Here is a 12,897-nt window from a genome sequence, read left to right as displayed (position 1 = left end):
GGGGGCGGGCGGGTTTTCAATTTGCGGCGCGGCAGCTAAATTGGCCCCACCCCGGCCACCCCTCATCCTGATCGTGTGCTACCTGCTGGCATATATCGACCGGTTCAACGTAGGCTTCGCCCAGATCACGATGGGAAAAGATCTTGGCTTCTCCGCCACGGTGTTCGGCATCGGCGGTGGAATCTTTTTTCTCGGCTACATGCTGTTCGAGGTACCCAGCAACTATCTGCTCGAGAGGATCGGAGCAAGGAAGACGCTTGTTCGGATCACGTTCCTTTGGGGCGCCGTGTCGGCAGCCACGATGTTCGACAGCACGCCGACGCAGTTCTATGTCATGCGCTTCGTGCTGGGGGTGGCCGAAGCGGGATTCTTCCCCGGCGTGATCCTGTACCTGACGTACTGGTACCCGGCCCACCGCCGCGCCAAGATCGTGGCGGCGTTCATGACTCCGATCGCCATCTCCGGCCTGGTTGGCGGACCACTTTCCGGCCTGATCATGCAGACGATGGATGGCGTCTACGGCTGGCAGTCGCGGCAATGGCTGTTCCTCATCGAAGGACTGCCGTCCGTCCTGATGGCCTGCGTGGTTGGCACTCTCTTCGTAGACCGCCCTGCCCATGCAACGTGGCTCTCCGATGAAGAAAAGCGCTTCGTGCACCATGCAGTCTCGGCGAATGAACCGGCATCCCGAAGCCGGTTTGGCGACAGCCTTCGCGTGCTTCTGACGAACGGCAAGGTCTATGCGTTCATCTTCGTCTACTTCGCCATGGCGTGCGCGCTCGTGACGACATTGATCTGGATCCCGACATTGCTGAAGGGCATGATGCCCGATGCCACGCCCATGACGATCGGGCTGCTGGCCGCCATTCCCTATGCGCTTGGCGGCATCGGCATGGTCGTCATTGGCCGGCACTCCGATCAGGCGTCGGAGCGGCGCTGGCATTGCACCCTGTCGATGATCGCTGCGGCGTTGGGCATGGCGCTCCTTGCCTGGAACATCACGAGCCTGGTAGCCGCCGTAGCAGCAATGTCCCTGACGCTCGCGGGCATTTTCTCCGGCTACCCGACCTTCTGGGCGGCCGTCACTGCACAGCTAGGCCAGAACAAAGCAGCTGCCGGCATCGCTCTCATCAACTCGCTTAGCCTGGTGGGAGGACTGGTGACGCCAGCGGTCACGGGCATCATCCACACGCAAACTGACAGCTTTGCGCTCAGCCTGTATCTGGTGGGGACAGTCTTGTTGATCGGTGCCGTTGTCTTCAATCGCGCGGTGGGTCGAGGAAACGAATACCGAATAATCGAGGCCGAACCGCTGGCGTGATCGTTAGGGCACGCCGTCAGCTCGCGACAATAGCGACGACGTCGCACTCGCTCGGCCGCCATGCCCGGCCGAGCGGGCTTTGCCACCCCTTCTCTTCGGTGGTGCGATATGCGAGCCCCGACGGGCTGCACATACCACGATCGCCACACCCTTCCCCTCGTTGACCGGGTTCGGCCATGAGCGGTCGTTCCATCGAGTTCTCAAACGGGCATTCGACCGGTTGAATCCGCACCAGGAAGCTGTCGTAGGTTAAGCGCACGATCCAGAGGCCATAGTGGGTCTGTAGTTGCCTCTGGCGCCAGCACGCCCGTGCGCGAGTGGGACAACGTCAGAGTCCGGCTGCGGATTCATCGGTCGATGCACCAGCTTTATGGAATCGTTCAGCCGGTATGCGACCCACCGACAGACTGTCTGCATGCTACAGTCACCTGCCTTACGCCATCGAGAGGGTATGCCGCATTTTCGGATTTCAAATGTTGATTCGAGCAACATCGCGTGCTCCGACACGCCAAGCACATTCCTACGCCCACCTAGAATTAGCATGACAATTATTAGAGCAGCGCTCCTTGGCATGATGCTGGCAACGGCGTCCTCCGCACATGCAATACGTTGCGAAGGCAGTGGCAAGACACTCTACACCGAAGACTCGGCATGCCCGGATGGCTACGGTATTGTTGATGGCTCTCCCCAAGGCAGCGTATCGGTCCTTGGAAAAAGCGAACACGTGCGTAAAGATGAAGCGAGCTTCCTGTCTGATCGCGCATTGGAGCGGAAGACAATGCGCGGTCACGAAGCCAGAAGCAAGGGAGACTCTGGCGTAGGCCAATCCCGCGCCGCGGTGTGCGAATCCCTGGCTAATCAAGCGAGATCTGTTGACGCCACGATGGAACAACCGAATGATCCCCACGCACTCCGTGCCTTGCGAAAGATCCACCGAAACATCCGAGACGAGCAGCAACAAAACGACTGCTAGTCCACTGAACCAGAAGAATCGCACCGGATGCGGCGCGTTGGATCGGAGTACTTCTATTTGAGCGGAGCGGCCAGCTTTTTGTAGCCGGATGGAGCGCATGATCTTTTTTTCGAGGTCCTTCGTACTGGTGAACACGCACGCGTGATGACGTCACGCTGGATACGGGCAAACCAGTTCTAGACCTAATTCAGCCACGATGAGTACGTGGAGGTGTTTGCGTCATGACGCTCGCATGGTCAGCCAGAAACGCTTGGACCGCGGCTTTGGCTTCAAAGGCGGGATCGTTGCACACCATATGGGTATCGAGCCGATGTGGTCGAATGTCGTGCTTGCGCCAGGTGGCAATCGTGGAGTTTTGGGGAAGTCCCTGACTTCAAGACATGTTCCCGACGCTACTCCTTCCGATCCCATCACGGTGAATCCATAAAGGAAAAGCCCCACCGGCTTTCCCGGCGGGGCTTCTTGCGTACCGTTGACGGTCGACTTAGATCGGTTCGATCTTTGTCGCAGCGGGGCCCTTCTGGCCTACTCCAGCCACGTAGCGCACTTTCTGGCCTTCCTGGAGCGACTTGAACCCGTTCCCCTGGATTTCGGAGAAATGGGCAAACAGGTCATTTCCGCCTGCATCTGGCGTAATGAAGCCAAAACCCTTTGAATCGTTAAACCACTTTACAGTACCGGTTTCCATGTGAGGACTCCCTAAAAATTCTCGCCTAGCCAAAAAAGCGAGCGAGGCATGACGATCAAGGAGGAAACATGGAGAGAAAGCGGCGCCGCCGGGGCGTGTACCTAACGCTTCGAGGTTATTACGCTTGAAGATCCTGCACTGATTCTTATACAGGCATGCTGCATCGTGGTCAATGAACATCTCCCAACAATGGGAGCGTACTTGCCAGGGCAGTGCACTGAAGACGTCCACGAAAGGGTGCCGGATTGTTCCGCGACGCATGCTACAGTGGGATCCCTCCAGCACAAGAGATCGGTATGTTCCTCTGCGCAAACTGTCTTGCAGTGGCGCGTGACGCCTCCAATGCCCCTGGACATCTGGCGTTGCACATCATCGATACACGACGAAGTAAGATTCCTCGATCTGCCACGGTCACTATCAGCACATTCCGCTGCTCCGACTGCGGCGCGATCTGGCGCTACCGCGAAGCAAAGGACAACGGTCCACAAGGCTGGTTGCGGGTGTTGAGCGAAGAGACAGGCGAAGGTAGCGCCTTGAGCGCAAGTCTGTAGTGGATCGGTGCCAACGCCAGCACGATTTTTTAAGCAAGGACGGCGATCGAATTGGCATTCACTGAACCCCGGCGCATTCCAACCATGTTGTTGAGCAGGCAGGGAGTAACCACCGAATCATGATCGAATCGATCCTGCTGGCTGTCACGCGCGTTGCCACATTCGAGGATCAACAAGCAAAGACAAACGCCACTGGCTTTTTCTTCAAGCGAGGGCAGCGTCTGTTCGTTGTGACAAGCCGGCATGTGCTGATCGACGAGCCGACCAAGCACTTTCCAGACCGGATCGAGATAGAGCTGCATGTCAATCCGGACAACGTAGCAGAGTCCATCGCCTTCTCAATTCCACTGTATCGCGACGGCAAGAGTGTCTGGCGCGACGGGTTGGATGGTGGCGGCGGCATCGACGTGGCCGTGGTTGAACTCGACCGCACCGCTCTGCCGTCGAGCATGGTCTACCGGGCCTTTACATCGGCCCACCTCTATCGGCCAAGTGACCTCATCGAAGCAGGCACCCCGGTGCTGATCGTCGGCTTCCCGCTGGGTTTCCATGACACGCCTCATCATTTGCCCGTCGTGCGCCAGGCAGTCATCTCATCCTCGTTCGGCATGCGCTTTCAGGGGCATGGCTACTTCCTGACCGATGCGAGGACGCATCGGGGCACGAGTGGAGCACCGGTGGTCATGCGCATGCCCAGGACCGATTCATCCACACGCACGCTGCCGTGGATGCTGCTCGGCACCCATTCGGCGAGACTGGACGTGGGCTCGCGGGACTTTGAACGGGACGAAGCACTGGGCTTGAATTCCGCCTGGTATGCCGACATCCTGCTGCCTCTGACCGAGGCATGATAAGGTGATCGGGCTTGATGGATCATCCATCCATGGGATCGCCCCGGAGCTGCAGCACCTGCCCGGACAGCCCACTCGGCAGGAAATCTCCGGAAGTGGTACCATTCGCCACCGTGGACAGCCGTCGATGTCAAATGCGCCGTCCGCCAGACATCATCATTAAAAGAGTATCGGCGGCAGTACGGGTGTACACCCGAACCTTTCGCGGCAACAATCAGCCGCAATCATTTCAGACCCGCGGCACGTCCGCTCCGTAACCAGCATGCATGTACCAGGCGTGCTGGGTAGCGCAAGCACGGTCAATCCCACGCCAGTTTCCCCGCCTGCGATGATGCGCAGGATGCGACACTGACTTTCTGCAATGGCAACCGATCGCCGGGCACGCGCGTACCTCCCCGCATGGGAAAGCAGGGCACGGCCGCCGGGATCGAGCGCCTTCCGAACAGGCAACAATTTGAATCCCGGCATTACTCCGTTCACCGTTTCCGTTTACCCCATCCAACAAGAGCCCGGCGTCTGGTTCGCGAACTACATGATCTCCGAGTACAAGGACGGCGCTGAACGCATCGTCGCGAGCGTCTCGATGCGGCACGCCACGCACCATACCGAAGCCAAGGCCAGGCAAGCCGCCCGCCACGCAGCAGAAAGCGCAGTGGCGCGCATGCGCTTGCAACCGTCCCCGCATCGGCAAGCTACAACCCCTTCCACGTCACTGCGTGGCACCCACTGAAACAGAAAGGAGCATCCTTGGCTAAAGAAGAACTGGTGGAATTTGGCGGAAAGGTTTCGGAAGTCCTCCCGGATAACCGCTTTCGCGTCACCCTGGAGAATGGCTTCGAGGTTTGGGCCTATTCTTCCGGGCGGCTCAAGAAGAATCGCATACGTATTCTTGCGGGGGATCGCGTCACGCTCGAAATGTCGCCATACGACCTGACAAAGGGACGCATCAACTATCGTCACAAGTCCTAATCCGGCGTTTCCGCGCTCCCGAAATAGCGACCACTGTTGACACCACCGTGGAATGGATCATCCGAACGAGAGCACAACCTTTGGCTCCGCACAGCACCCTATCCACGAAGCAACAATACACGGCGGAGCCCAATAAGAGCCGAGGTGCAAGATGCAGCGAGACAAGTCTTTGTTGGACAGAATTCTCCTGGCGCTATGCGCCGAGCTCCAGGCCTCGATGACCGATCTTCAGCTTGGCAGGCCCTCGGCAATGTCGAGCCGTCCAGGCTAGCCCACCATCTCCTGCTCCTGCAGGACCATTGACTGGCGGAGAAGACCTCAAATATAGCGTGGCGCCTGGCGTGGAACGGCCACGACCGAGCGGACGCCAGCCTGACACGTTAATCTGCTGGCATCAGGCAGCTACGCATTCGAGAACGCGCACATTGCCCTAAACCATCGACTAGCCACGTCGACTGGAACCCGTTCGCAAGGCTGCCTCTCGATGCTCCGCGCGCTCCTAGCACAGGCGCTCCTCAGCGGCCTCCTTACGCGACAGCGTCGTTTCGATCCGACTGCGCAGAACAACATCCCCCCCGCCCGGGGTCTGACCGCTTACAGATTTGAGCGATAGAGGTTCATTGACTACGGTGGGAAAGCTCCGTATAACTGATTGTGCAGGATCTTCAAGCAGCCATGCCAACCGCATTGACTCGTCTGCTTCTACGGCGCGCGCGTCTTCAATGCCGTCTCCTTGATCTTCTCGCTGCGCCGCACTTATTGAGGCGTGGATTGCTGCAAGACAACCACGGAGACGAGTACATTCTTGATCCCGAATACCTGGAGCGCGGTAACCCCGTGCATCGCAACGCGAAGCGTGAGACATACGCTGGTTGACGAGCGCCAACCATGCGGGCACGAATGAGTTGGCTGTGCCAGGAATATCGAGGCATGTACATACATTTCGCGGCATTCGAGGCTTCCCCCGATTCTATTCGCACGGGCGCACCTGGGCCGAAATGGGGCTACATGATGGCCATCCGCTATACAGTGGACAGGGACGATCAAATGTTTTGCGAATCATTCGACGAAGAGGATGATTACTACACGCGCACGGCGGCGGAGCAGGCAGCCGTCCACTATGGAAAACTTGCTGTCGATATTATTCATGGCTTGGCTTGAGGCGCAGCCGTGTGTCGCCTTGAAGAGGCACAAGCCGATTCTATGAGTTGTTCCGCCGCGACTCAGACAAGACATAAAGTAAGGCCACCGTGGATAGTCTCAAATCTAATCTTGATGGAATACCCGAACGACCTCACGAAAAGCGACGTACAGGAACCTTCCATACTTGGAGCGACGATGGACAACTATCCCGCAGCAAACTACAAGGGCTTTGATATCTACCCGTTGGCCTATAAATTCGACGCGCCTCGCAAATGGCACGAGCGCCGGCCAGACCGCTCATACAGTGCGTCCGTGGTCATCTGCCGGGAAGGTGAACCCCCTGGCGGCACAAGCGCGCGCGTGTTCCACGTTCCAAATATGCACTGGTCTGACCTAGGGTTAGCGAAGCGTGCAGCCATGCAACACGGCGAACACATTATCGAAGGCCAAGTCGCAGGTGAGTCGCTAGCCGGTCTTTGATCGAGAACGCTGAAACTCCTCTTCAGAATAAAATTTATCTACAGACGCATACTCCTGACGAAAAACAGGAGTGCGGCCTATGGCCGCGAACAAAGCGCCGCGTTGCAGGTGGATTGCTTCAGCCGAGGCTCGCTACTTTCCTTCGTCCGGCACGTTGTACGTTTCGCGTAGCTGGCTAGCGAACGGGCGGATCGCCTCCAGGCATGCGGCGCTGTTGCCTGAACCAAGTCGCCGCCGAGAACGGCACCGGATGCGTGACGCACTCTCGCGGATACCCGGAAGCCTTTGTAGAGGGCCGGCCGGGATTCGCAAAATTTCCGCCACATCTCCCGCAACTCATTGATTTATCGATGGAATCTAGCCTTCTCAGAGCCCCGCGTAGCTCCCCTTCTTTTGATTAGCAAGCGACCAAATGGCGCCGAGTGCACAAAAAGACATATATCAGCAAGAATGAGGCTCACACGGCCCGTCGATTTGTCATCAAAGGTGGGCAAATTCCGCTTCCTGGCACGCACGCTGTTCGTGGGTTTTTGATACTGGACCCAAGGGAGGGAGCGACTTTTTGAGAACAGGGGTAGATCTTGGCGGTTGCAAGGGACGACAGGACAATCTGCAACGATGACGAGATCCGGTACATGGGGCGCATCAAGCTGGACGTTGTGCGGCGCTAAGGATGCAACCGATCCACGATACCGCCTATCCGACGCTGCCGGCTGAGCTTACCGCCGCCGAACTGGACGCTGCATTCACGCCGACACCGACCGAGATCCGCTTCGCGCGCAGCCAGTCCCGTCGGACCTCAACAACTGTGCTGATTCTCGTCCAGCTCAAACTGCTGCAGCGCCTTGGCTACTTCCCCATGCTGGTTGACGTGCCACCTATCGTGATCGATCACGTGCGCGCAGCACTGCGAGCATCTGCCCTGCCCCGCGCAACGGTCAAGCGCTACGATGCCTCTGGCACCCGCTCCCGCCATCAGAAGTTGCTACGCGGGTATCTCCACATTCGTCCGATCGACGTGAACACGCTGAAATGGCTGGAGGCGCTCGCAACCGATGCGGCCCACACCAAGGTCGAATTGCCCGACATCATCAACGTGCTGATCGAAGAGCTGATCCGGCTACGGTGCGAACTGCCTCCATTAGCCAGTCTTCACCGAATGGCCACCCAGGCCCGCAGCCGGTGCAATGAAGCCATCTATCGTGCCATCGCTGATGCGCTCGATGACTCGCAGATCGCTCGGATTGAGGCGTTGTTTGACGGTCAGGCCGACCAATCCGGTTGGGACCAGCTCAAACGTGAGCCCAAGCGCCCCGCCGCACGCGAAATCGCAAGCTTCCTCAAACACATCCAAGCCCTGCGAACCCTGGCCGACGGTCTGCCGCAGGCGCCAGCGTTGCTATCCGTGTCCAAACGCGCGCAACTGGTGACGGAGGCCCGGGCGCTTGACATTGCTGAACTCAGGTCGCTCAAGCCAGCCAAGCGATTCACTTTAGCAGTGCTCTTCATTCACGCGCAGTTACAGAAGGCGCTCGACGATGTGGCCGAAATCTTCATCAAGGTCATGCGCAAGCTCGAGGGCCTCGCCAGGACCCGACTGCAGCAATATCAGCTTGCGCATGCCGACTCCTTGGAAGACCTGGTCAGCCAGTTCCGTGATGTGTTGCAGGTTCTCGAGGATGACGGCATTGCCGATATCTTCCGGCTGGATAAGGTGCGTGAGGTCCTCGGTAACGATGCAGCAGGTGCGCTTGCCCGCTGCAATGAGCATATCGCGTACGCTGGCAACTTCGATCTTCCATTCATGCTCGCGCCGTACCGCCAGCAGCGCTCCCTGCTCTTTCAGTGCCTTGAGGTCTTGCCGCTCAGATCCAGTTCGCAGGACAAGACGGTCCTGGTGGCGCTGGCCTGGATACAGGGCTTCCGGGCCTCGCACCGCGAATATCTACAACTCACTGACGACGACCTGCTGAACCTTCCGCTCGACTGGCTCCCGGCCAAGTGGGAAAAAGCCATCTTTCCGGACGGCCGGAGTAGTCGTCTGCTCCATCGCAGGTACTTTGAGCTATGCGTGTTCGATCAGGTCATGCGTGAACTGAACTCGGGTGACCTTTACGTGGAGGGCAGCGACCGCTTTGACGATTTCCGCCTCCATCAGGTATCCGAGGAGGTGTTCGAACGGGAGTTACCGCATTACTGTGACATCGTTGGCCTGCCAACGGATGGCAAGAGCTTCGTCAAAACATTGTCCGACAAACTGAGCACGGCCCTCGACGAGGTAGATGCCAACTTCCCCGAGAACGACGGCATTGAATTTGGAGAACAGGGGCTGATCATCCACCGGCCCGGCAAGGAGCCTGACCCGCCCAACATGATGCTGATCGACCAGGCCATTACCACATCGATGCCGCAGATCAGCATCCTTGACGTGCTGACTGAAACGGAGCAATGGCTAAATCTGCATAGGCTGTTCGGTCCATTGTCCGGCTTCGATGCCAAGCTCGATGACCCTCGCAAGCGAGTTATCTGCACGCTGTTCTGCTACGGCTGCAATCTGGGGCCGAGCCAAACGGCACGATCCGTCAAGGGGCTGAGCCGCAAGCAAATTGCCTGGCTGAACCTGCGTCACGTCACGGAGGAACGGCTCGACAAGGCCATCGTGAAGGTCATCAACGCATACAATCAATTCGCGCTACCAAAGTACTGGGGTAGTGGCAAACGCGCGTCCGCGGATGGAACGAAGTGGACTCTGTATGAGCAAAATCTGCTGTCGGAGTACCACATCCGTTATGGCGGGTATGGCGGGATTGGCTACTACCATGTCTCCGACATGTACATCGCGCTCTTCAGCAACTTCATTCCGTGCGGTGTGCATGAGGCGGTGTACATCTTGGACGGCCTCATCAAAAATGGCTCTGAGATCCAACCGGATACCATTCACGGTGACACTCAGGCGCAGAGTGGGCCGGTGTTTGGTCTGTCCTACCTGCTGGGCATCAACCTGATGCCGCGCATGCGCAATATCAAGGACCTGGTGCGGACCGGCGCCGGCGATACGACCATATCGAGCGCCTGTGCCGTCAGTCCATCGACTGGGACCTGATCCAACTGCGGATTTCGGTGAAGGTGATCAGCGGTTTCGGCGAACGTGATCAGGGAAGGAAGGTGGTACTGCGCGGTCAGGAGATTGTAGCGTAGGTGATCACGATGCCTGTTTCTTGACGTCGGTAGCCGAGCGCTTGCGCATGGATTCGCCTTTGAGCGATACCTTGTGCGCCTGGTGGACCAGCCGGTCCAAGATGGCGTCAGCCAGCGTCGGATCATTCAACCACTGGTGCCAATGCTCGATCGGGAGCTGGCTGGTCACGATGGTCGAGCGGGTGCCGACGCGATCGTCCAGAACTTCCAGCAGATCGCCGCGTGCGCTTTCAGAAGGCTCCTGTAGGCCCCAGTCGTCCAGCACCAGGACATCGATGCGCGCGAGCTGCGCCAGGCGGCGGGTGAAGCTCCCGTCGCCGTGGGCGATCTGCAGTTCCTCGAACAGTCGCGGCACCCGCAGATAGAGCGCAGAGAATCCCTGCCGACAGGCCTGCTGAGCAAACGCACAAGCCAGCCAGGACTTGCCGGCACCGGTCGCCCCGGTCAGGATGAGGCTCTGAGCATTGCGGATCCAGTCGCAACTGGCCAGGCTGGCGACCAGCCGCTGGTCAAGGCCGCGGCTGCCGTCATAGACCACATCCTCGAGGCAAGCCTGGGTGTGCTTGAGCTTGGCCGAGCGCAGCAGCCGCTCCAGGCGCCGGGTGTCGCGCCAAGCAATCTCCCGGTCGACCAGCATGGAGAAGCGTTCTTCGAACGGCAGGCTGGAGCTGGCGGTCAGAGCAGACTGTTCCTCGAAGGCCCGCGCCATCCCGTCGAGCTTGAGGGCCTTGAGCTGGCCGACGGTGTGTTGCATCAGCATAGTTTTCCTAATGGTAGTAGTCGGGTCCGCGCACGTTGTCGTGCATGGGGGAATGCCACTCGGCTTGCGATACCGGCAGAGTGGCTTGCCGGTCCAGATGGTTTTCAAGGATGGAGACCACCGACTTACGCGTGAGCGAGCCAATGGCGACGGCGCGGGCGCAAGCGGCTTCGAGCCGCTCCTTGCTGTACTTCTTGGCCAGACTCAGCAGACCCAGGCAGGCGCGATAGCCCATCTCGGGATGGCTCTTGTGGGTGAGCTGGTATTCGACGATGACGGCGACGCTGGGCCCAATCGAGGCTGCCCAGTTGAGCAGCCGGCCCGGCGTCCATTCGAGGTGGGCGCGGTGCGCCGCCGGCATGTGTTCCTTGACCGTGCTGTGGCTGCCCTTGCGGGTATTGCGCGCGTGCAGCGCCACGCGCTTGCCACCGTACAGAATCTCGATGGTGTGGCGGGTTACGCGGGCCTCCACCGCCTTGCGCACCAGGGCATGCGGCACGCTGTAGTAGTGTCCGTCGATTTCGACGTGGTAGTCGACGTTGACGCGGCACTGTTTGAATGTTGCGACCTCATAGCGCCGCGGCGGCAGCGGTCGCAGCACTGGCCGGTCCAATCGCTCGAACCACTCCCGGCGCGTGCCAGGCAGCTTCTTGAACGGTCGGTCGTTCAGGTCGGCGACGAGCTTCTTGATAGCCTTGTTGAGCTCGCCCAAGCTGTAGAAGCGGTGATTGCGCAGCCGCGCCAGAATCCACCGCTCGACGATCAGCACGCCGGTCTCGACCTTGGCTTTGTCTTGCGGTTTGCGCGGACGCGCCGGCAGCATAGCCGTGCCGTAGTGATGGACGAAGTCCTCCGCAGTACGGGACAGCACTGGCTCATACCGGTCAGGGCGAGCCACCAGCGCGCGCGGGTTATCCGGCACAAGCAGCTCGGGTAATCAGCAGCAGCGAGAAATGTGAAGGAACTCGCCCCGTCCTTTGCCCCTCCATAGCCAACAGCGACAGTTCCTTCAGATTTGGTAGGCCAGCTCAGAGCGATTCCAGCCAAGTGAGCAAGTCCTCGTTGCGGCGCCATGGTGGTGGTTTGTCGACCTTCGAATGCGGCTGCAGCCGCTGCAGGGCTTCGCGTTTGGTTTCCAAATTTGCTTGGGCGTAGTGATTGGTTGTCTCGAGGCTCGCGTGCCCCAACCAACTGCGGATCACGGTGACATCGACGCCAGCGGCGACCAGGTGGACCGCAGCCGCGTGCCGAAACGTGTGCGGCGAGACCTTCTTCGATGCCAACGTAGGCACAACCGCAGCGGCGTTACGCACGTACTGCGAGAGCTTGAAGCGGACTCCCGAGGGTCCCAGAGGCATGCCATATCGGTTGACAAACAACCGTTCGTTGCTAGCGCACGGTTGCCGCTGCAGCAAGGCCTTGAGCAACTCGACGGTCTCTGGCCACAGCGGGCAGATGCGTTCCCTGCGGCCCTTCCCAAGCAGTCGCACGCAGTTCGGTGTGTCGAATCGGATGTCGGCAGGACAAAGATTGAGCACCTCTTGTATCCGCGCACCCGTGTTGTAGAGGAGCCATAGCAGCGCGTAATCGCGTTGTCCTTCCAGCTGGGTGCGATCCGGCTGCGCCAGGATTGCCTCGATCTCGTGCATGTGGAGCTCATGGCGCACCGGCATCGGCGCCTTCTTAGTCGGAATTCGCAGCACCTCGGAACACTGCTCGATGGCCGTGGGGTCACGCTCGGCGACGAAGCTGAAGAAGCTGCGCAACGCAGCGAGACGACAGTTGCGCGTGCCGATAGAGACCTTGCGCTCGCGCTCGCTGTGCTGCAAGAACGCAGCGACCTCGGTTGCGTTCAGCGCTTGCAGCGTGAGCTCGGCGACACGACAACGTCGGCGCTCAGCGACAAAGCGCAGGAACAGTCGCCAGGCGTCTCGGTAGGAACGTATCGTGTGGGCGGAAACGT

The 12,897-nt window shown here is 59.3% G+C and carries 10 protein-coding genes and 2 pseudogenes; 8 read left to right on the top strand and 4 right to left on the bottom strand.

Annotated features, from left to right (window positions below):
* Together AC3FKH_RS27080 and AC3FKH_RS27075 are read left to right on the top strand one after the other, a co-directional pair.
* Positions 1 to 1,321, top strand: a 1,321-nt coding sequence (locus AC3FKH_RS27080; RefSeq protein ID WP_488678801.1) for an MFS transporter, incomplete at its 5' end; no start/stop codon positions are given.
* Between the two features lie 571 nt (positions 1,322 to 1,892).
* Entirely contained in the window at positions 1,893 to 2,294 is a 402-nt protein-coding gene (locus tag AC3FKH_RS27075) for a hypothetical protein (RefSeq protein ID WP_488678800.1), read from the top strand.
* Between the two features lie 484 nt (positions 2,295 to 2,778).
* Here AC3FKH_RS27075 and AC3FKH_RS27070 read toward each other — a convergent pair whose 3' ends face one another.
* Positions 2,779 to 2,982 carry a cold-shock protein gene (locus AC3FKH_RS27070; RefSeq protein ID WP_010812830.1) on the bottom strand — a complete coding sequence of 68 codons (204 nt, stop codon included), beginning with the start codon at positions 2,980 to 2,982 and terminating at the stop codon, positions 2,779 to 2,781.
* A gap of 670 nt (positions 2,983 to 3,652) precedes the next feature.
* Between AC3FKH_RS27070 and AC3FKH_RS27065 the strand changes: the two genes are divergently transcribed.
* From AC3FKH_RS27065 to AC3FKH_RS27040, 6 genes and pseudogenes are all read left to right on the top strand, one after another.
* Positions 3,653 to 4,384, top strand: coding sequence for a S1 family peptidase (locus AC3FKH_RS27065; RefSeq protein ID WP_488678799.1), 732 nt, complete (start codon positions 3,653 to 3,655; stop codon positions 4,382 to 4,384).
* A 454-nt stretch (positions 4,385 to 4,838) separates the two neighbouring features.
* A complete protein-coding gene (locus AC3FKH_RS27060; RefSeq protein WP_488678798.1) occupies positions 4,839 to 5,114 on the top strand; it encodes an isochorismatase in 276 nt (91 codons plus the stop codon).
* Positions 5,115 to 5,131: 17 nt separating this feature from the next.
* The gene (gene infA / locus AC3FKH_RS27055; protein ID WP_488678797.1) at positions 5,132 to 5,353 is read left to right on the top strand and encodes a translation initiation factor IF-1; all 222 of its coding nucleotides are present in this window, start codon (positions 5,132 to 5,134) and stop codon (positions 5,351 to 5,353) included.
* Between the two features lie 930 nt (positions 5,354 to 6,283).
* Positions 6,284 to 6,514: a hypothetical protein gene (locus AC3FKH_RS27050; RefSeq protein ID WP_488678796.1), complete on the top strand. Its 231-nt coding sequence runs from the start codon at positions 6,284 to 6,286 to the stop codon at positions 6,512 to 6,514.
* Between the two features lie 177 nt (positions 6,515 to 6,691).
* Positions 6,692 to 6,976, top strand: coding sequence for a hypothetical protein (locus AC3FKH_RS27045; protein WP_488678794.1), 285 nt, complete (start codon positions 6,692 to 6,694; stop codon positions 6,974 to 6,976).
* A 673-nt stretch (positions 6,977 to 7,649) separates the two neighbouring features.
* Positions 7,650 to 10,114 (top strand): annotated as a pseudogene (locus AC3FKH_RS27040) (Tn3 family transposase); the annotation flags it as partial.
* Between the two features lie 64 nt (positions 10,115 to 10,178).
* Here AC3FKH_RS27040 and istB read toward each other — a convergent pair.
* From istB to AC3FKH_RS27025, 3 genes and pseudogenes are all read right to left on the bottom strand, one after another.
* A complete protein-coding gene (gene istB / locus AC3FKH_RS27035) occupies positions 10,179 to 10,934 on the bottom strand; it encodes an IS21-like element ISRme9 family helper ATPase IstB (protein ID WP_488678793.1) in 756 nt (251 codons plus the stop codon).
* Between the two features lie 7 nt (positions 10,935 to 10,941).
* Positions 10,942 to 11,871: pseudogene (gene istA, locus AC3FKH_RS27030) on the bottom strand (IS21-like element ISRme9 family transposase); the annotation flags it as partial.
* A 91-nt stretch (positions 11,872 to 11,962) separates the two neighbouring features.
* On the bottom strand, positions 11,963 to 12,897 hold a 935-nt coding region (locus AC3FKH_RS27025; RefSeq protein WP_488678792.1), incomplete at its 5' end, for a tyrosine-type recombinase/integrase.

This window comes from Cupriavidus sp. 21MJTG02-4 (genome assembly GCF_057798975.1).
This window is presented reverse-complemented; position numbering and strand designations above follow the sequence as displayed.